18 protein-coding genes and 1 pseudogene are annotated in these 17,947 nt (G+C 71.0%); 8 read left to right on the plus strand and 11 right to left on the minus strand.

The features are described from left to right. Positions 1–4 precede the first annotated feature (4 nt). The gene (locus tag TN53_RS03430; protein WP_046256974.1) at positions 5–655 is read left to right on the plus strand and encodes a DUF7691 family protein; all 651 of its coding nucleotides are present in this window, start codon (positions 5–7) and stop codon (positions 653–655) included. Between the two features lie 100 nt (positions 656–755). On the opposite strand, the gene TN53_RS03435 is transcribed toward TN53_RS03430, so the two are convergent. Then, the gene (locus TN53_RS03435) at positions 756–1,319 is read right to left on the minus strand and encodes an NAD(P)H-dependent oxidoreductase (RefSeq protein ID WP_046256810.1); all 564 of its coding nucleotides are present in this window, start codon (positions 1,317–1,319) and stop codon (positions 756–758) included. 98 nt (positions 1,320–1,417) lie between these two features. Between TN53_RS03435 and TN53_RS03440 the strand changes: the two genes are divergently transcribed. The 3 genes from TN53_RS03440 to TN53_RS03450 are packed head-to-tail and all read left to right on the plus strand — an operon-like array spanning position 1,418 to position 4,390. After that, a complete protein-coding gene (locus TN53_RS03440) occupies positions 1,418–2,098 on the plus strand; it encodes a TetR/AcrR family transcriptional regulator (RefSeq protein ID WP_199924504.1) in 681 nt (226 codons plus the stop codon). 27 nt (positions 2,099–2,125) lie between these two features. Then, positions 2,126–3,172, plus strand: coding sequence for a LacI family DNA-binding transcriptional regulator (locus TN53_RS03445; RefSeq protein ID WP_420719079.1), 1,047 nt, complete (start codon positions 2,126–2,128; stop codon positions 3,170–3,172). A gap of 39 nt (positions 3,173–3,211) precedes the next feature. Then, positions 3,212–4,390 carry a 4-hydroxybenzoate 3-monooxygenase gene (locus TN53_RS03450; RefSeq protein ID WP_046256812.1) on the plus strand — a complete coding sequence of 393 codons (1,179 nt, stop codon included), beginning with the start codon at positions 3,212–3,214 and terminating at the stop codon, positions 4,388–4,390. A 36-nt stretch (positions 4,391–4,426) separates the two neighbouring features. On the opposite strand, the gene trxA is transcribed toward TN53_RS03450, so the two are convergent. Further along, positions 4,427–4,813: a thioredoxin gene (trxA, locus tag TN53_RS03455; protein ID WP_046256813.1), complete on the minus strand. Its 387-nt coding sequence runs from the start codon at positions 4,811–4,813 to the stop codon at positions 4,427–4,429. A gap of 121 nt (positions 4,814–4,934) precedes the next feature. Between trxA and TN53_RS03460 the strand changes: the two genes are divergently transcribed. After that, the gene (locus TN53_RS03460; protein ID WP_046256814.1) at positions 4,935–6,362 is read left to right on the plus strand and encodes a dihydrolipoyl dehydrogenase family protein; all 1,428 of its coding nucleotides are present in this window, start codon (positions 4,935–4,937) and stop codon (positions 6,360–6,362) included. 105 nt (positions 6,363–6,467) lie between these two features. On the opposite strand, the pseudogene TN53_RS03465 reads toward TN53_RS03460, so the two are convergent. Both TN53_RS03465 and TN53_RS03470 read right to left on the minus strand, forming a co-directional pair. Continuing rightward, positions 6,468–6,761, minus strand: a pseudogene (locus tag TN53_RS03465) (ATP-binding cassette domain-containing protein); the annotation flags it as partial. A gap of 101 nt (positions 6,762–6,862) precedes the next feature. After that, entirely contained in the window at positions 6,863–7,507 is a 645-nt protein-coding gene (locus tag TN53_RS03470) for a peptide deformylase (RefSeq protein ID WP_046256816.1), read from the minus strand. Positions 7,508–7,646: 139 nt separating this feature from the next. On the opposite strand from TN53_RS03470, the gene TN53_RS03475 reads away from it, so the two are divergent. After that, the gene (locus TN53_RS03475) at positions 7,647–9,044 is read left to right on the plus strand and encodes a PepSY-associated TM helix domain-containing protein (protein ID WP_046256817.1); all 1,398 of its coding nucleotides are present in this window, start codon (positions 7,647–7,649) and stop codon (positions 9,042–9,044) included. A gap of 58 nt (positions 9,045–9,102) precedes the next feature. Here the strand turns inward: TN53_RS03475 and TN53_RS03480 are convergent, their stop codons facing one another. The 3 genes from TN53_RS03480 to TN53_RS03490 are packed head-to-tail and all read right to left on the minus strand — an operon-like array spanning position 9,103 to position 10,434. Continuing rightward, positions 9,103–9,450, minus strand: coding sequence for a tetratricopeptide repeat protein (locus TN53_RS03480; protein WP_046256818.1), 348 nt, complete (start codon positions 9,448–9,450; stop codon positions 9,103–9,105). Positions 9,451–9,499: 49 nt separating this feature from the next. Next, on the minus strand, positions 9,500–9,946 hold the full coding sequence (locus TN53_RS03485; protein ID WP_046256819.1) for a winged helix DNA-binding protein: 447 nt from the start codon (positions 9,944–9,946) through the stop codon (positions 9,500–9,502). Then, positions 9,943–10,434, minus strand: coding sequence for a MarR family winged helix-turn-helix transcriptional regulator (locus TN53_RS03490; protein WP_046256820.1), 492 nt, complete (start codon positions 10,432–10,434; stop codon positions 9,943–9,945). The genes TN53_RS03485 and TN53_RS03490 overlap by 4 nt, the downstream gene beginning before the upstream one ends. Before the next feature lie 111 nt (positions 10,435–10,545). Between TN53_RS03490 and TN53_RS03495 the strand changes: the two genes are divergently transcribed. After that, positions 10,546–11,511, plus strand: a complete 966-nt coding sequence (locus TN53_RS03495; RefSeq protein WP_046256821.1) for a pirin family protein — start codon at positions 10,546–10,548, stop codon at positions 11,509–11,511. 100 nt (positions 11,512–11,611) lie between these two features. Here TN53_RS03495 and TN53_RS03500 read toward each other — a convergent pair whose 3' ends face one another. From TN53_RS03500 to TN53_RS03515, 4 genes are all read right to left on the minus strand, one after another. After that, complete coding sequence (locus TN53_RS03500; RefSeq protein ID WP_052745134.1) at positions 11,612–12,691, minus strand: MBL fold metallo-hydrolase; 1,080 nt, start codon at positions 12,689–12,691, stop codon at positions 11,612–11,614. Between the two features lie 86 nt (positions 12,692–12,777). Next, positions 12,778–14,118, minus strand: a complete 1,341-nt coding sequence (locus tag TN53_RS03505) for an MFS transporter (protein WP_095046268.1) — start codon at positions 14,116–14,118, stop codon at positions 12,778–12,780. Positions 14,119–14,172: 54 nt separating this feature from the next. Beyond that, the gene (locus tag TN53_RS03510; RefSeq protein ID WP_199924505.1) at positions 14,173–14,952 is read right to left on the minus strand and encodes a class II aldolase/adducin family protein; all 780 of its coding nucleotides are present in this window, start codon (positions 14,950–14,952) and stop codon (positions 14,173–14,175) included. A 139-nt stretch (positions 14,953–15,091) separates the two neighbouring features. Beyond that, positions 15,092–16,714, minus strand: coding sequence for a PucR family transcriptional regulator (locus tag TN53_RS03515; protein WP_046256823.1), 1,623 nt, complete (start codon positions 16,712–16,714; stop codon positions 15,092–15,094). 152 nt (positions 16,715–16,866) lie between these two features. Between TN53_RS03515 and TN53_RS03520 the strand changes: the two genes are divergently transcribed. Continuing rightward, positions 16,867–17,943: a ketopantoate reductase family protein gene (locus tag TN53_RS03520; protein WP_046256824.1), complete on the plus strand. Its 1,077-nt coding sequence runs from the start codon at positions 16,867–16,869 to the stop codon at positions 17,941–17,943. Positions 17,944–17,947: the final 4 nt, after the last annotated feature.

A 17,947-nucleotide genomic window follows, 5' to 3' on the forward strand; every position in this document is an offset into this window, starting at 1 on the left:
GATCATGAGTCGCAACATCAGCTACAACACCGCCGACCAGAACGACATCATCGGCTTCCTCGGCGCCGGCGAACTGACGAAGGACCAGCAGCGCATCCTCGGCAACGTCCGCAAGTACGCCGAGGCGCACCAGGCCGACCTCGAACGGCAGGGCGTCGACTGGGGACTGACCATCCCCGAGGCGCTGGACCACCTCATAGCGGGCCGCGCCGACTCGGACGCCGAGTGCGCGGGCAACGCCTACTACACCGCCCTGCAGAAGATCATCGACAGGAACGGCAGCGACCCGTACCAGCTGGGCACCTTCTCCAAGCCCTCGACCTTCTTCGGGCTGATGGACGACGAGCTGCGCCGCCTCGGCGTCCCCGCGGACCTGCTGCCGGGCGACTTCCTGTTCGCCGGTCCGCCCGACGGCATCCCGTTCCCCATCCCGTGTCCGGTGGACGGCACCCCGGACATCGGCCGCCTGCCGCTGGCCAGGGCGAAGCCCGCCGCGGACGCCTACCGCGCCGTCCTGGACCGCGTCGACAGCGCCTTCTCCCACGAGCTCGGGCAGCTCGCCGGACAGCTGGAGTTCGAGCACGACGAGTGGCGGTCCGCGCAGTCGATCGACTGGTACAGCCAGGACACGATCTTCTTCTCGATCACAGGCTGAACCGTCATGCGGGCGTGAGGTCGTGCGGGCGTGAGGTCGTACGGGCACGAGAAAGGGGCCGGAGCTCCGTGAGCTCCGGCCCCTCGCCGCGAGGAGATGATCAGGCGGCAGCGGTCTCGCCGGCGTGACCGTGCACACGGGCGATGACCTCGGTCAGCTGCGCGGCGACCTCGGCGTCGTCGGCCGGGTGGGTCTCGGCGAAACGGACCACGGAACCGGGGATGGAGAGCTTGACGTCCTCCAGCACCGTGGCGCCGGCGATGCCCAGCGCCTTGCGGGTCTCGTCCTGCGCCCACACGCCACCGAACTGGCCGAACGCGGTGCCGACCACGGCGGCCGGCTTGCCGCCGAAGGCACCGGCGCCGTACGGGCGGGACAGCCAGTCGATGGCGTTCTTCAGGACGGCCGGGATGGTGCCGTTGTACTCGGGGGAGAAGAGCAGGAAGCCGTCGGCGGCCTGGGCGGCCTCACGCAGCTTGGCGGCCGGGGCCGGGACGCTGCCCTCGACGTCGATGTCCTCGTTGTAGAACGGGATCTCGGCCAGGCCCTCGTAGAGCTCGACACTCGCACCCTCGGGAGCGAACTTGACGGCCGCCTCGGCCAGTTGGCGGTTGTGCGAACCGGCGCGAAGGCTGCCGACGAGCGCAAGGATGCGAACAGACATGTGAACTCCAAAATGCTGAAACAGTGCCGTCACAATACGGACCGAGGTCCGTTTAACTTCTATCACCCTAACCGGACCGCGGTCCAGTTTCATTCCCGATGCTTTACGCTGTCGTCATGTCCGCCTCTCTGCCGCCGTTTCCCAGGCCTCAGGAACCTGCGGGTGAGGCCGAGTTGCTGCAGCTCGGCGCACCCGAGGAGGAGCCCTGCCTGCGCGCCGACGCCGCGCGCAACCGGGCCCGGCTGCTGGAGGCGGCCGCCCGGCTGATCGCCGAGCACGGTGCCGCCGGGGTCACGATGGAGGCGGTGGCCGCCGCAGCCCAGGTCGGCAAGGGAACCGTCTTCCGCCGCTTCGGCGACCGCACCGGCCTGCTGATGGCGCTGCTTGACCACTCGGCGAAGAAGCTGCAGGAGGACTTCCTGGGCGGCCCGCCGCCCCTGGGTCCCGGGGCGCCGCCCCTGGAACGGCTGCGGGCGTTCGGCGTGGCGGTGCTGTGCCGCACGGCCGAGCAGCTGGACCTCCACCTCGCCGCCGAGCCGGAGCCCACCCGCCGGTTCTTCCATCCGTCGCACCGCGCGCTCACCATGCACGTCACGGTCCTGCTGCGCCAGATCGTGCCGGACGCCGACTGCGAACTGCTGGCGCGGACGCTGCTCGGGTATCTCGACCCCGCCCTGATCCACCACCTGACCAGGGAGTGCGGGATGCCGATGGAGCGCCTCGAAGCCGGTTGGGCCGATCTGGTGGCCCGCGTGACAGGCACCGGGGCGACCCACTGAGAGGCGACTCGTACAGGTTCTGCAAAGATGCGTCACGTCATGGTGCAGATACCGAAAACGCCCGCCCCCGCGTCGCCCGCACCGCGCTCCGTACCCACGAGCGCCGATGTGGCCCGTCTGGCCGGCGTCTCGCGCGCGACCGTCTCCTACGTCCTCAACAACACCAGCGCCGTCCGGATCAGTGAGCCCACCCGCCGCCGTGTCCACGAGGCCGCCAAGGAACTCGGATACGTGCCGCACGCGGCCGCCCGCAGCCTGCGCGCCGGACACAGCCGCCTGGTCCTGATGCCCGCCCCGACCATCCCCGTCGGCCGGCTCTACGGCCAGTTCATCAACGAACTCCAGTGGGCCCTCAGCCGCCTCGACTACACCGTCGTGCAGCACGGCAGCGTCGGACTGCACGGCGACGAGGCCGCCCGCGCCTGGGCCGAACTCCGCCCGGTCGCCGTCCTGGTGCCCGGCGCCGGGCTCGGCCCGAAGGGCGTCGCGGTCCTCAAGCGTTCCGGCGCCCGCGCCGTCGTCACCCTCGGCCCCGAGTCCGTCGAGGGCGCCCACGCCCTGCTCATGGACCACCGGGCCGTCGGCCACAGTGCCGCCCGGCACCTGTGCGGGAGCGGCCGGCGCCACATCGGCGTCGTCGTCCCCGAGGAGCCGGGCCTGGAGGCCTTCTCCCTGCCCCGTCTCGAAGGCGTGCGCCGCGCCCTGCACGGCACCCACGCCACCATGACCCCGCTGCCCCTCGCCCACACGGAGGAGGCCGCCGCCCAACTCGCCGCCCGCTGGCGTGAACTCGGTCTCGACGCCGTGTTCGCGTACAACGACGAGTACGCGATGCTGCTGATGCGCGCCCTTCAGGACCAGGGGATCGACGTACCCGGTGAGACGGCGGTGATCGGCGCCGACGACCTGATGCTCGGCCGCCTTCTGCGGCCCAGGCTGAGCACGGTCCACCTGGAGCTGCCCTCCGGCCGAGACCTCGCCGAGCTGGTCGACCGGGCGGTGCGCGACCCCGGCGCCGTGCCCGAGACGCACAAGGTGCTGGGAGCGACGGTGGTGCACCGCGAGTCCAGCTGAGAGTCTGAGCCTCAGGCTGTCTCTCACGGAAGGCGTGCCATGCGCACGACGGTCGGCATCATCGGCGGCGGCCCCGCCGGACTGCTCCTCGCCCGCCTGCTGCACCGCGCGGGCATCGACTGTGTCGTCCTGGAGGCCAGGACGCGCGAGTACGTCGAACAGCGCCAGCGTGCCGGAATGCTGGAGCAGGGCACGGTCGACGCCCTGCGCGAGTGCGGCGCGGCCGAGCGACTGGAGGCGCAGGGTCTGGTCCACCAGGGCATCGAGCTACGCTTCGACCGGGAACGCCACCACATCGACTTCCCGGTCCTCACCGGCGGTCGCACCGTCACCATCTACGCCCAGACCGAGATCGTGAAGGATCTCGTGGCCCTCCAACTGGCCGACGGGCCACCGCTGTTGTTCGAGGCGCCGGCACTCGCGATCGAGAAGCCGGAGTCCACGGCACCGGTCGTGCGGTTCGTGCACGAGGGTCGCGAACAGACCCTGAGCTGCGACTGGGTCGTCGGCTGCGACGGCTTCCACGGCATCGCCCGCGACACCTTCCCCACGGAGGTGAGCCGGGCCCACGAGCACGACTACCCGTACTCCTGGCTGGGGATCCTCGCCGATGTCGCCCCGTCCTGCGACGAGTTGATCTACGCCCGCGGCGAGCGCGGCTTCGCCCTGCACAGCATGCGCTCACCGCATGTGTCACGCCTGTACCTACAGGTCCCGAACGACACCGACCCGGACGACTGGTCCGACGACCGCATCTGGGACGAACTCGCCGCCCGCTTCGCCATCGACGCCGACTGGAGCCTGCGCCGCGGCCCGATCACCGCCAAGTCCGTGACCCCGATGCGCAGTTACGTCCACGAACCGATGCGTCACGGACGGCTCCTGCTGGCCGGAGACGCCGCCCACATCGTCCCGCCCACCGGCGCCAAGGGCCTCAACCTCGCGGTGTCCGACGTGCGCCTGCTCGGCCGCGCCTTCACCGAGCTGCGTCGCACCGGTTCCGAGCAACTCCTGGACACCTACTCGCAGTCGTGCCTCGCCCGCGTCTGGCAGGCGACCCGATTCTCGTACGAGATGACGACGATGCTGCACACCCGGCCCGACGCGGACCCCTTCGAGCACCGACTGCAGCTCGCGCGGCTGCGCCGGATCACCGCATCCCGGCACGCCGCCGCCGAACTGGCCGCGAACTACACGGGACTTCCCCTCCAGTGGTGAGCCCCACCGGGATGCGGCGCCTCAACAGCCTTACGGTTACTGGCCGTTCTGCTCGGCGTCGGCCTGCTGCTCGGCGACCGACTTGCGGACCTCGTCCATGTCCAGCTTCCGGGCCTGCCCGATCACATCCGTCAGCGCGGCCTCCGGCAGCGCGCCCGGCTGGGCGAACACGGCCACCCGGTCACGGACGATCATCAACGTGGGAATCGACTGGATCCCGAAGGCCGCCGCCAGCTCCGGCTGCGCCTCCGTGTCCACCTTGCCGAAGACCAGGTCCGGGTTCGCCTCGGCGGCCTTGTCGTAGACAGGCGCGAACTGACGGCACGGCCCGCACCAGGACGCCCAGAAGTCGATCAGCACGAACTCGTTGTCCGTCACCGTCTGGTCGAAGTTCTCCTTGGTGAGCTCCACGGTCTTGCTCATGGCGTGAATCCCTCTTCCTGATGTCGGGGCGAAGCCGTCGTCGCAAACACGGCAGGCCGAGTAGGTATTCCGCGCACGTACCCATGTGGCTTGAGCGCACACCACCCACCAGACTGACCCCATGACGGAAACGGAATCCATCGCGCACACCACCTACGACGTAGTGGTTCTCGGTGCCGGGCCCGTGGGGGAGAACGTCGCCGACCGCACCCGCGCGGCCGGCCTCTCCACCGCGGTCGTGGAGAGCGAGCTGGTCGGCGGCGAGTGCTCCTACTGGGCCTGTATGCCCAGCAAGGCCCTGCTGCGCCCGGTCATCGCCCAGGCCGACGCCCGACGCCTGCCCGGTCTCGCACCCGCCGTGCAGGGCCCCCTCGACACGGCCGCGGTCCTCGCACGACGGGACGAGTACACCTCCCACTGGAAGGACGACGGCCAGGTCCGCTGGATCGAGGGCATCGGCGCCGACCTCTACCGCGGCCACGGCCGCCTCACCGGTCCACGCACGGTCACCGTGGGCGACAAGACCCTCACCGCCCGGCATGCCGTCGTCGTCAGCACCGGCACCCGCGCCGTCCTGCCCGACCTTCCCGGACTCGACGAGATCAAGCCCTGGACCAGCAGGGAGGCCACCAGTGCCAAGGCCGCGCCCGGCCGGCTGGTCGTGGTCGGCGGCGGGGTCGTCGCCACCGAGATGGCCGCCGCCTGGCAGGCCCTCGGCTCCCGGGTCACCCTCCTGGTCCGCGGCAAGGGCCTGCTGAACCGCATGGAGCCCTTCGCCGGCGAACTGGTCCACGAGGGCCTCACCGAGGCGGGCGCCGACGTCCGCACCGGCACCTCGGTCGCCTCGGTCACCCGGGAGAAAGGCACCGTCGTGGTCGTCACCGACGCCGGCGACCGCATCGAGGCCGACGAGATCCTCTTCGCCACCGGACGGGCCCCGCGCACCGACGACATCGGCCTCGACACCGTCGGCCTGGAACCCGGCTCCTGGCTGGACGTCGACGACAGCCTCCGCGTCACCGGCAACGACTGGCTCTACGCCGTCGGCGACGTCAACCACCGCGCCCTCCTCACCCACCAGGGCAAGTACCAGGCCCGGATCGCGGGCGCCGCCATCGCCGCACGTGCCTCCGGCGTCCCCCTGCTGGAGACCGACCCCTGGGGCGCGCACGCCGCGACCGCCGACCACTCCGCCGTACCCCAGGTCGTCTTCACCGACCCGGAGGCCGCCGCCGTCGGCCTCTCCCTGGCCGAGGCCGAACAGGCGGGCCACCGGGTCCGTGCCGTCGACTACGAGCTCGGCAACGTCTCCGGCGCGAGCCTGTACGGCGACGGCTACCGGGGCCGCGCCCGCATGGTCGTGGACCTGGAGCGCGAGATCCTCCTCGGCGTCACCTTCGTCGGCCCGGGCGTCGGCGAACTCATCCACTCCGCCACCGTCGCCGTCGCCGGAGAGGTACCGATCAGCAGGCTGTGGCACGCCGTGCCGTCCTATCCGACGATCAGCGAGGTGTGGCTGCGGCTGCTGGAGAGCTACCGCGACAACTGAGGCTGGTGCTCACGCGGGCGTGAGCAGCTCCAGGTAGTCCTCGTGCCACAGGTCCTCCTCGGACTCCGGGAGAAGCAGCACCCGGTCCGGGCGCAGCGCCCGCACGTCCGGGGTGTCCCGGCCCGCCAGAATCCGCAACAGGGTCGTCTTTCCCGCTCCGTTGGGCCCGAGCACGACCAGGCGGCTGCCCCGGTCGACGGCCAGATCGACGCCCGCAAGGACGCGATGGTCGCCGTAGGACTTCGTCAGGCCGATCGCGGCCAGCGGGATCCTGCCGCAGGGCGCCGGCTCGGGCAGCCGGATCCTTGCCACCCTGTCGGCCCGCCGCACCGGGTCGAGGTCACCGAGCAGCCGGTCGGCGCGCCGGGCCATGTTCTTCGCGGCCGTCGCCGTCGACAGGGTCCTCAGCTAGGAAATTCGGGGCGTCGACATGCGGTCACGGTAAGGGAGGCGCACGGGTCGGCGCCTCCGATTTTCGGTTACGGCAGTTCGCAGCCCGGCTACGGCAGTGCGAAGCCCAGCGACTCGGCGGCCTCCGCCGGCGTCGGCTGCGCCCATCGTTCCGCCATCGCCTGGCCCGAGGACAGCGACCGCAGCTCCGCCCGGTCGAGGTAGAGCAGGCCGTCGAGGTGATCGGTCTCGTGCTGCACGATCCGCGCCGGCCACCCGGAGAACACCTCGTCCACCGCACGCCCGTGCTCGTCCTCGCCCGTCAGCCGCACCTCGGCGTGGCGCGCCACGACCGCCTGCCAGCCCGGCACGCTCAGACAGCCCTCGAAGAACCCGGCACGCGCGGTACCGACCGCCTCGTACGACGGATTGACCAGCACCCGGAACGGCTGCGGCACCCGTCCGCGCGCCACCCTGATCTCGTCCGGCACCGGCGCCGGGTCCTCGATCACCGCGATCCGCAGAGGTACGCCGACCTGCGGAGCCGCCAGGCCCACGCCCGGCGCCGCGTGCATGGTGACGCGCAGCGCCTCGACGAACCGGGCCAGCAGCGCGGAGTCCAGCTGTCCTTCGAACCGCTCGGTGCCGCGTCGCAGCACCGGATCACCGGCCGCCACGATCGGCAGCGGGCCGTCGCCCGCCAGGAGTTCCTCGACCAGCCCGGCAAGGGGCGCGTGATGACGGGGAGTTGCCATCGCGCCAGGATGCCATGCCGCCCTGCGCACCCTTGTGTGACGCAGACCACTTCAATCCTCGGGAACTCGAGGACCTCTTCCCCCGACTACTGGACCGGTACAGCCGAGAAACGTCCCCTGCCCCAGAAAAGAACCGCCGATGACCTCCGCTCTCACGAGGACCACGGACGAGGCCCAGAAAGCCGCCGATCCGATGCCGTCACGCAGCAGTTGGGCGCCGCTCCGCCCCCTGTTGCTGCGCCTGCATTTCTACGCCGGACTGCTCGTCGCGCCGTTCCTTCTCGTGGCCGCCTGCACCGGACTCCTCTACGCCGCTTCCTTCCAGGCCGAGAAGATCGTCTACGCCGACGAGATGACCGTGTCCCAGGTGGGTGACACCAAGCTGCCCATCTCCGAGCAGGTCACCGCCGCCCGCGAGGCCCACCCCGAGGGCACCGTCGCGGCCGTCCGCCCCTCCCCGCAGGACGACGCGACGACCCGGGTCCTGCTGTCCGGCGTCAAGGGCGTCGACGCCGACCACACCCTCGCCGTCTTCGTCGACCCGTACACCGCCGAGGTCGAAGGCGCCCTCGAACAGTACGGCTCGACCGGCGCGCTGCCCCTGCGCACCTGGATCTCCGGGCTCCACCGCAATCTGCACCTCGGCGAGACCGGACGCCTCTACAGCGAGTTCGCGGCGAGCTGGCTGTGGGTGATCGCGAGCGCCGGCCTGGTGATGTGGTTCACCCGCCGCCGGGCCCAGCGCAAGCTGCGCGGGACCAGCGGGCGGCGCCGCACCCTGGGCCTGCACGGCGGCGTCGGCGCGTGGGCCGCTGCCGGGTTCCTCTTCCTGTCGGTGACCGGTCTGACCTGGTCCACCTACGCCGGCGCCAACATCGACGTACTGCGCACCTCGCTGCACCAGGCCACGCCGTCGATCTCCGCGAGCGCAGGCGGCGACCACTCCGGGCACGGCGCGTCCACCTCGGCCGGGGACGCCGAGCACGGCGTCGGCCTCGACAAGATCCTGGCGGCGGCGCGGGCCGAGGGACTCGGCGACCCGGTCGAGATCGTCCCACCCGCCGACGCCGCGTCGACGTACGTGGTGAAGCAGGTGGGGCGCAGCTACCCCACGAAGCAGGACGCGGTGGCCGTCGACCCGACCACCGGCGAGGTCACCGACGTGCTGCGGTTCGCCGACCACCCGGTCCTCGCCAAGCTGACCCGCTGGGGCATCGACCTGCACACGGGCGTCCTGTTCGGCCTGGTCAACCAGATCGCCCTGATGCTGCTCGCGCTCTCTCTGATCCTGTTGATCGTGTGGGGCTACCGGATGTGGTGGCAGCGCGGCCGCGGTTCTGCCTTCGGCCGTCCGATCCCGCGCGGGGTCTGGCAGAAGGTGCCCCCGCTGGTCCTGCTGCCGTGCGTGGCGGCCATCGCGGTCCTCGGGTACTACGTCCCGCTCCTCGGCATTCCGCTGGCCGCGTTCATCGTCGTCGACATCGTCCTCGGCGAGATCGGCCACCGGCGGGGGAAGCGCGCCGACGCGGCGGCCTGACCGTACGGCACAGCACAGGGCCCGGTTCCGTGACGGAACCGGGCCCCTGCTGTCGTGCTCAGAGCGTGTCGAAGTCGCCCGCGAGCGCGGAGGCGAGGCGGATGTGCGGCTCGGCCTCCTGGTGCCGCCCCTGCCGCTCCAGTGTGCGGCCCAGCATCAGACGGGCGTACTGCTCCACCGGGTCACGCTCCACGATGATGCGCAACTCGGTCTCCGCGCGCCGCAGTTGGGCCGAGTGGTAGTAGGAGCGGGCCAGCAGCAGCCGCGGTCCGGTCTGCTCCGGCACCTCCTCGACCAGCCCGTCCAGGACGCGCGCCGCGGCGGCGTAGTCCTTGGCGTCGAAGAACATCCGCGCGCGCTCCCAGCGCTCCGCCGGTGTTCCGTGGTCGTAGTACGTCATCTCCACTCTGACCTCCTTCGAGGCCGTCAACGGAGAGAGTTGGTTCAATATTCCACTACTTGCTGAGCGTCGCGAGCTCGGCGTCGGCCCGGTCGGCGATGAGGGACAGCACGCGTCCGGCGACGGCGAGATCCTCCGTCGGGATGCCGTCGTAGATCCGGGCCGTGATGGGTGCGGTCTCGGTGGACGTCCGGTCGTACAGCTCCTGCCCGGCGTCCGTGATCCGCACCAGCGACGGCTCCAGGGGGGCCAGCAGCTCCGCGGCGATCAGCTCGTCGACCACGGCATGGGCCTCCGCGGCGCCGATCTTCAGCGAGCCGACGACGCTGTCGACGAGATGGCCCCGCTCGACCGGTCCGTCGGCGACGGCCGCGACCCGCAGGGTGACGGACTGCTGGAACGTCACGCCGTGGCGGGCCAGTACCCGCTCCAGGACGCCGCGGGCCGCGTAGTGGGCCAGGGCTATGACGCGGGGGTTGAGCAGGGGAGTGGTGGTGGTCATGACTGCTCCTTGTCGGGCCCGCCGGTGACGGCGAGCGGATCCAGAGGTGCGTCGAGCAGGGTCACGAGGTCGTGCCTGAAGTCCCGGGTGCGCTCGCTGTCCTGGCCGCCGAACGGTGCCAGCAGCTGCTCCAGGAGCCCCTGGACGACCTCGATGGCCTGCCGGGTCGTGTCGCTGCCCTCCTCGGTGAGGGCCAGTTGCACGGCGCGTGGGTCGCGTGGGTCGCGGGTGCGTTCCAGGAGGCCCGCGGACTCCAGTGAGCGCGCCAGCTTGGACACGTACAGGGGCTCGAGGCCCACGTGGTCGGCGAGGCGCCGCTGACTGGGGCGTTCACCGGCACGCTGCATGCCGTACAAGGATGCGACCAGCGAGTACTGCGCATGGGTGAGCCCCAGCGGAGCCATCGCGCGGTCCACCGCGGTCCGCCACTTCATCGACAGTCGCCACACCAGGAAGCCGGGTGTCGCCTTCTCGGAACCCTCACTCATGGCAAACACACTACATGGCTACTATGTACATGGCTACTATTTTTCGAACGAGCCGGGACGGCCGGGGCGACGGACTGACGGGACGCCACTCGCGGGTCTAGGTTGGGCGCCATGAGCAATCTTGATCGCGAGGCGGCTCCCGCTCTGTGCGGCGGCCGCGGCTTCGTGGTGGCGGAGCCCGTTCGCGAACTCCTCAGCCCGCGCACCGTCAGGCTCGGCGAGTCCACCGAGGTCCGCCGGCTGCTGCCCAACCTGGGGCGCCGCATGGTCGGCGCATGGTGCTTCGTCGACCACTACGGCCCCGACGACATCGCCGACGAGCCCGGTATGCAGGTGCCGCCCCACCCGCACATGGGCCTGCAGACGGTGAGCTGGCTGCACCAGGGCGAGGTGCTGCACCGCGACTCGACCGGCAGCCTCCAGACGATCCACCCGCGCGAGCTGGGCCTGATGACCTCCGGACGGGCCATCAGCCACTCCGAGGAGAGCCCCAAGTCGCACGCCCGCTACCTCCACGGCGCCCAGCTGTGGGTGGCCCTCCCCGACAGCCACCGCCACACCGACCCGCACTTCGAGCACCACGCCGAACTGCCGGTCGTCACCGCACCCGGCCTCTCGGCCACCCTGATCCTCGGCGCCCTCGATGGCGCGACCTCGCCCGGAACGACGTACACCCCCATCGTCGGCGCCGACCTGACCCTCGCCCGTGGCGCGGACGTACGCCTCCCGCTGGAACCGGACTTCGAGTACGCCGTGCTGTCCATGTCCGGCGAGGCGCGGGTGGACGGCGTTCCGGTCCTGCCCGGCTCCATGCTCTACCTCGGCTGCGGCCGCACCGAACTGCCGCTGCGCGCCGAGTCGGAGGCCTCCCTGATGCTCCTGGGCGGTGAGCCGTTCGAGGAAGAGCTCATCATGTTCTGGAACTGGATCGGGCGGTCCCAGGAAGAGATCGTGCAGGCCCGTCGGGACTGGATGGAAGGGCGGCGATTCGGTGAGGTGAAGGGGTACGACGGTGCTCCGCTACCGGCCCCGGAACTACCGCCTGTGCCGTTGAAGGCGCGCGGCAGACTGCGCTGACCTGCTGGACTGTCAAAGGAGACGATGCGGATCTTCCCCCATCAGCGGCCGACGGTCACCGCTGCGTCGGCAGTCGGTGACCGGCCTGTTGTCGTGGAGATCAGCAGCAGCCTGCCGTATGCACGCTTGTGGCAGCCATCGTCGTCGCCGTGGGGGTGGCGGCCTCCTGATCCTGGGCGATGCGGCCGCGCAGCATGGTTTCCACGATCTTCATGAAGCGCTGTGCTGCCGGGGTGCCCACGACGAACGGGTTCTCGCGTCCGTTCGGCGCACTGCGCAACTTCTCCATACGCTCCAGGCCGTAGTCGGCGAAGCCGTGGTTGCTGAGTTCGACGTCGACGCCGGCCCGCCTCATCCGGGAGGCGAAGGTGAGGGCGGAGGAGAGGTAGAGCTCCTTGTTCGTGGTGGCGGCGGGCGGGTTGGTCCCGCCCCACAGCATCGCGGTGTGGGCGCGGCCCCGCCAACGGGCCGGGAAGACGGGCGAGACGGTGCCGGGTGTGTGACCCGGCGTGCGGTGGAGCGTCACGGTGGTACCGCCCAGCGTCAGCTTCTGGCCGTCGGCGATGTCCAGGTCACGGGTGGGTGCGTTGGCCGGGTTGGTGGAGGCGACGAGGTCCCAGTCGGCCGGGGCCATCATGACCCGGGTGCCGTACTGGTCGGCCAGGTACTGGGCGCCGCCGAAGTGGTCGCCGTGGCCGTGGGTGACCACGACGTACTTGATCTTCGAGGGATCGGCCCCCAGGCTGCGCAGTCCCGGGACGATGTACTGCTCCGCCTCGTCCGGATTGTTGAGGGCGTCGATGAGGATGATGCCGGCCGGGGTGAGGATCGCCGTGGCGGACACGAATCCGACGCTGAGCACGGCGACGTTGTCGAAGATCCGCAGTGGTGCCGGAGCGGGGGGCCTCGGCGGGGTGTAACCGGCGGTGAGCGCGCTCACGATGCTCTTGAGGTTCGGGGTGTCTCCGGCCAGTTCGGCGGCCCGGTCGAAGTAGTCCTGCGCGGTGGGATCCGCGGCCGCCGAGGTCTCGGCGGAGGCGCGTTCGGGCAGCAGCGCCGCAGTGCCGACGGTGACCGCCGCGGCGGCGCCGAACTGCCACAGGCGGCGACGCGTCAGGGCTCCGTGGGGGCGGCCTTCGGTCGATGCCCGGCGGATGGGGTCGGTCTGCGGCTCGTTCATGGGGGCTCCTTGAAATGTGGGGAGGTGGGGGTGGCGGGACCGGCCGCCCGTCGCGGGCGTGGGCTGGGTCGCCGGTCCGAGATTTCTCAGGCGGTCACAACCGCCTGCTTGTCCTTCTCGCCGGCTTCGGCGTCGCTCAGCGGCGCATCCTGGCGTTCCTTCAGGAAGAAGGTGACGGCGAGCCCGATCACCGTCACCGCCGCGAGATAGACGGCGACCGAGTACACGGTGCCGGTGCTGGACTGCAGGGTTTCGGCGATCATCGGCGCGAAGGCGCCGCCGAGTACGGCTCCGATGGCGTAGGACAGTGCCGCACCGGTGTACCGGACCGCGGTGGGGTACAGCTCCGCGAACAGTGCGGCCTGTGGCCCGTAGGTGAGTCCGAGGCCGACGCTGTAGAGGACGAGCGCCACCACGATGAGCCCCCCGTTCGCCGTGTTGAGCAGTGCGAAGAACGGGAACATCCAGGCGAGTTGGATGACGAAGCCGATGCGGTAGACGCGCAGGCGCCCGATCCGGTCGGACAACCGGCCGCCCGCCAGGGTGCTGGCCAGCCAGCCGACCGCGGCGACCATCACGCAGATGAGGATCACCGTCGGATCCATGTCCAGATGGTTCACGGAGTAACTCTGGACATAGCCGCCGGTGGTCATGTAGCCGACGGCGTTGTTGGCGGCGAAGAGCAGGGCGCCGGCCACGACGAGCGGCCAGTGGTGTTTGAACAGGGTGGCTATCGGTGCCTGGGACCGCTTCCCGGACTCCTTCAGTTCGCGGTAGACGGGGCTCTCCTCGACCTTACGGCGGATGACGAAACCGGCGGCGACGAGGACCACGCTGAGCAGGAAGGGGATGCGCCAGCCCCAGGCGAGGAACTGGTCGTCCGTGGTGAGGGCGGTGACGGCCGCCAGGGCGCCGTTGGCCAGCAAAAGACCCAGCGGTGCACCGAGTTGGGGGTAGGAACCGAACCTGCCGCGCTGGCCCGGCGGTGCGTGCTCCACGGAGATCAGCGCGGCGCCGCCCCACTCGCCGCCGGCGGACAGGCCCTGGAGGATCCTCAGGAGGACGAGGATGACCGGGGCGCTCATGCCGATGGAGGCGGACGACGGCACGAGGCCGATCAGGGTGGTGGAGACGCCCATGAGCAGCAGGGTGGCGATCAGCATCGCGCGGCGGCCGAGCCGGTCACCGAGGTGTCCGGCGAGCGCTGCTCCGACCGGTCGGAAGAAGAAGCTGATGCCGATGGTCGCGAAGGAGATGACCAGCGAGTCCTCGCCGAGCCCGTCGAAGAACCGGCTGCTGAACACCAGTCCGGTGCACAGGGCGTAGATGAAGAAGTCGTACCACTCGATGGTGGTGCCCGCCATGGCGGCGAGCGCGACGGTGCGGTGCTGACCGCGGGTGCCGGATGTCTGAGCGGATGGGGACATGGGGAGTGTCCGATCGTCGTCGGGTCGTCGTCGGCCCGGGGGAGCGGGAGGGTGTCAGACGGCGTAGTCGGGGGCGATGCGGTCGATCCTGCGGCGCAGGGCGTCGAACAGGGTCCTGCCCGCCTCCGTACGGTCGCCCATCTGGAAGGACTCCTTGGTGGAGCGCACCGCCGCCTCCCGGCTCACCGGGGTCAGCGGCTGCCCGGCCTGCTGGGCGGCGAGCTGGATCTCGCAGGCGCGTTGCAGGGTCCACAGGGCGGCGAAAGCCGCGGGGACGGTCGGACCCACCGCCAGCAGGCCGTGGTTGCGCAGGATCATCAGGTCGCGGTCACCGAGGTCGGCCACCAGGCGTGGCTTCTCCTCCGGGTCGACGGTGATGCCCTCGAAGTCGTGGTAAGCGACCATGTCGTGCAGTTGGGCGGCGTAGAAGTTGTCCGGGTCCAGGCCGTCGCGCAGACAGGCGACCCCGGTGCCGGCGGTGGTGTGCGTGTGCATGATGCAGTGCGCGTCAGGCCGGTTGGCGTGGATCACCGAGTGGATGAGCAGTCCTGCCTCGTTGACCGGCCAGTCGGAGTCCGACAGAAGGTTGCCGTCGAGATCGATCTTCACCAGGTTCGAGGCGGTGACCTCGTCGTACATCAGGCCGAACGGATTGATCAGCAGGTGTCCCTCCTCGCCGGGCACCCGGACGGTGATGTGGTTGAAGACCATCTCCACCCATCCCAGATGGTGGAAGACGCGGTAGCAGGCGGCCAGTTCGAGCCGCGCCCGCCACTCGGCCTCGCTCATGCGGGCCGGTTTCGCGGTGCTGGTCGGGGTGTCCAGAACGGTCACTGCCGTGCTCCTTGATCGCTGCGTGGGCATCGCCGGTGCCGGGCGACGGCCTCGGTGTCCAGGAGCATGGGTGCGCGACCGCTCGGGAGCCAATGTCGGGATCGACAGTGAATCCGGCCGGGTGGTGTCCGATGCGACATCAGTCGGGCGTCGTCGGCTCCGACTGGCGGGCAAGCGCCGTCAGTTCGAGTGTCAGCAGCAGGCGCCGCGTCGGATCGGCGAGCGATACGTCGAAGAGTTGCTCGGCCCGGCGCAGCCGCAGCCGCAACGTGTTCTGGTGGATGTGCAACTCGTCGCTGGCCGCGGCGACGTCTCCGAAGTGCCGCAGATAGGTGAGCAGCGTGGCGCAGTAGTCGGTGGCGTGTTCGGCGTCGTGTGACCGCAGACGTTCCGCGACACCGGTGCGCAGCTCGGCGTCCTCGCGTACGGCGCCGACGAGCCGCCGCAGCACCAGCTCCGGCCGCAGGTCCTCGGCGTGGTAGGCGCCAGGGCCGGCGCACTGCTCGCGGAGGTGGCCGAGCGCGGCGTCGATGTCGCGGCGGGCCGCGACCAGGGCGGAAGCCGTTCCGATGACGGGGGAGTCGACCGCCGTGAACGACCGGTGCAGGCTGTGCCGGACCCGGTCCAGAAGGTGGTCCAGCAGGACCCCGGTGGACACGGAGCCGGAACCGGGGGTCGGCAGCAGGACGTAGACGCGGTCATCGAGGAGGGCCGCCGCCGGTTCGTACCCGAGAGAGCGGCCGTCGAGGACGGCCAGGTCCAGGGTCCGCAGCAGAGCGGCGCGGCGGCGAGCCGCGGTGCCCGCTTCCCACGACGTCTCGCTGCCGCGCGCCCCTGCGGCCTCGGCCAGCCCGACCAGCACGGCGGGAAGGCGGACACCGCCGGGTGAGTCGCCCTGCCCCGACCTGCCCTCCAGCGCGTGACGCAGGGCGCGGTCGCGGCTCTCCTGGTCGGCGTCGACCTGGCGGCGCAGCGCCAGCATGTGCAGCGCCGCGACCCGGGCCGCCTCCTGCAGGGTGGGCCCGCAGTCGGTGGCCGCGGCCTCGTCGGGGAACGCGGCCCACAGGGAACCGAGGACGTCCTCGCCCGCCCTGATGACCACGGCCGTGCGCGGCAGGTCGCCGGGCCGGTGCCGGCGTACGACCGTGTCGCTCACCCACACCTCTCGGTCCAGGTGATCGGCGAGCGCGTCTTCGGGCACCCGCCTGCCCAGGATCCCGCGTCGCCGGGTCTCGTCGATGGGCTGGTCGGGCAGGTTCGAGTAGGCGACCACCACCTGCTGGGTGTCCATGATCGCGACGGCGCCGCCGACGATTCCGGCGACCGCGTTGGCCAGGGAGAACAGGTCGCCGCCCGTCGCCCCGCCGCCCGGTTCGGCAACCGTCTCGCGTGCGGCCAGGATGGTCGTGATCAGACGTTGCACGCGCGTCCAGGGCACTTGCGGATCGACGGCCAGGACGGGGACGCCGGTCTCGCCGACCTGCGCCGACATCTCCGGCGGCGGGGGAGTGGGGCACTTGACGGCGAGGGCGCAGGAATTGTCCGCGGCCGTTCGCAGAGCCGTGCCCAACGCGTCCCGGTCGGCGATGTGCAGACCGACCCCGAGCAACAGGTGCCCGGGCGCGATGGTCCCGAGCGCCTCCGGGCAGTCCAGCAACTCGGCGCCGCTGACGCGCCATTCACCACCGCCCCCGTCCGACAGCAGGCTGATGACACCGCCTCGCAGGGCCCCGACAAGCTGATCGAGAGACATCGCGGTCATGCCGACCCTCCCTTCGAGTGATGTCGGAATCTACATCACTCGATCTGTGCGGGTGTAGGTGCCGACATTGTTGTGGTCCCGCCCCGCGGCGCATGCTCCCTGCGAACGGCCACACCGGCCCATGGACCCACCCGAAAAGGAGGTGCGACGGCGTGTCGCATCCGCTCGCATCCCCACCGCCCGGCCGGCCACCCCGGATCACCGTCGTGGGGCCGGGTGCCGTCGGCGCCACCCTCGCCGGGGCGTTCGCCGCATCGGGTGCCGAAGTCTCTCTGCTCGGACGGCCCGGGCCGCACCTCGACGCGATCGCCGCCCGGGGGCTCCTGCTGCGCGGCCGGGAAACGGGAGTCGGCCGGGAAACGGGAGTCGGCCGGGAAACGGGAGTCGAGGTCCGGTACCGCTTCCCCACGGCGTACGACGCCGGGCGGCTCCCCGTCCCGGACCTGGCCGTCCTCTGCGTCAAGAGCCAGCACCTCCTTCCGGCCGCCCGCTCCCTGCGGACCTGGCTCGACCAGCACGGCACGGATGTGCTGGTCGTGGCCAACGGAGTGCCCTGGTGGCTGCTGTCCACCGTCGAACGCGCCGGGGATGACGCCGTACTGCGATCCGTCGACCCCGACGGGGAACTCCTGCGACTCCTGCCCCCTGAGCGGGTGATGTCCGGTGTGGCGCACTTCAGCAGCGCTGTCGAAGGACCGGGCCGGGTGACGCACCTCAGCGGTGACAGGCTGATCATCGGCGACCCGGCAGGCGGGATCTCGGACCGTGTCCACCGGTGCGCAGCGGCCCTCTCCGCAGGGCCCGTCCACGCGGAACCCAGCGCGGACATCCGCCGGGACAGCTGGGAAAAGCTGCTGGGCAACGTCAACCTCAACCCCGTCAGCGCACTCACCGGTGCCACCGTCCTCGACATCCTCGACGACCCGGACGTACGGCACATCTGCGCCGCCATGTTCGACGAGACGGCGGCCGTGGGTACGGCATTGGGCATCGAGAGCGCCATGACGGCAGATGACCGGCTGGACATCGCCCGCAAGCTCGGCGCGTTCCGCACCTCCATGCTGCAGGACGCGGACCGGGGCCGCCCCCTCGAACTCGACGCGATCGTCGGTGCCGTACGCGAACTCGCGCGCCGCACCGGTGTCCCGTCCCCCACCCTCGACGCGCTCCACGGACTGCTCGCCCTGCGCGAGCGGGTCCGCGGCCGCGGCGAGACGCCCGACAGCTGAAGGA

The sequence above is a fragment of the Streptomyces sp. WM6386 genome (assembly GCF_000972385.1).
Lineage (GTDB): Bacteria > Actinomycetota > Actinomycetes > Streptomycetales > Streptomycetaceae > Streptomyces.

What these genes read in the sequence shown, in the direction of transcription:
- TN53_RS03430 (WP_046256974.1), top strand. Translation starts at nt 5, where the DNA reads ATGAGTCGCAACATCAGCTACAACACCGCCGACCAGAACGACATCATC.
- TN53_RS03515 (WP_046256823.1), bottom strand. Translation starts at nt 16,714, where the DNA reads ATGACCGCGATGTCTCTCGATCAGCTTGTCGGGGCCCTGCGAGGCGGT.
- TN53_RS03505 (WP_095046268.1), bottom strand. Translation starts at nt 14,118, where the DNA reads ATGTCCCCATCCGCTCAGACATCCGGCACCCGCGGTCAGCACCGCACC.
- TN53_RS03470 (WP_046256816.1), bottom strand. Translation starts at nt 7,507, where the DNA reads ATGGCAACTCCCCGTCATCACGCGCCCCTTGCCGGGCTGGTCGAGGAA.
- TN53_RS03440 (WP_199924504.1), top strand. Translation starts at nt 1,418, where the DNA reads ATGCTTTACGCTGTCGTCATGTCCGCCTCTCTGCCGCCGTTTCCCAGG.
- TN53_RS03485 (WP_046256819.1), bottom strand. Translation starts at nt 9,946, where the DNA reads ATGACCACCACCACTCCCCTGCTCAACCCCCGCGTCATAGCCCTGGCC.
- TN53_RS03500 (WP_052745134.1), bottom strand. Translation starts at nt 12,691, where the DNA reads ATGAACGAGCCGCAGACCGACCCCATCCGCCGGGCATCGACCGAAGGC.
- TN53_RS03450 (WP_046256812.1), top strand. Translation starts at nt 3,212, where the DNA reads ATGCGCACGACGGTCGGCATCATCGGCGGCGGCCCCGCCGGACTGCTC.
- TN53_RS03495 (WP_046256821.1), top strand. Translation starts at nt 10,546, where the DNA reads ATGAGCAATCTTGATCGCGAGGCGGCTCCCGCTCTGTGCGGCGGCCGC.
- TN53_RS03490 (WP_046256820.1), bottom strand. Translation starts at nt 10,434, where the DNA reads ATGAGTGAGGGTTCCGAGAAGGCGACACCCGGCTTCCTGGTGTGGCGA.
- TN53_RS03435 (WP_046256810.1), bottom strand. Translation starts at nt 1,319, where the DNA reads ATGTCTGTTCGCATCCTTGCGCTCGTCGGCAGCCTTCGCGCCGGTTCG.
- TN53_RS03445 (WP_420719079.1), top strand. Translation starts at nt 2,126, where the DNA reads ATGCGTCACGTCATGGTGCAGATACCGAAAACGCCCGCCCCCGCGTCG.
- TN53_RS03460 (WP_046256814.1), top strand. Translation starts at nt 4,935, where the DNA reads ATGACGGAAACGGAATCCATCGCGCACACCACCTACGACGTAGTGGTT.
- trxA (WP_046256813.1), bottom strand. Translation starts at nt 4,813, where the DNA reads ATGAGCAAGACCGTGGAGCTCACCAAGGAGAACTTCGACCAGACGGTG.
- TN53_RS03475 (WP_046256817.1), top strand. Translation starts at nt 7,647, where the DNA reads ATGACCTCCGCTCTCACGAGGACCACGGACGAGGCCCAGAAAGCCGCC.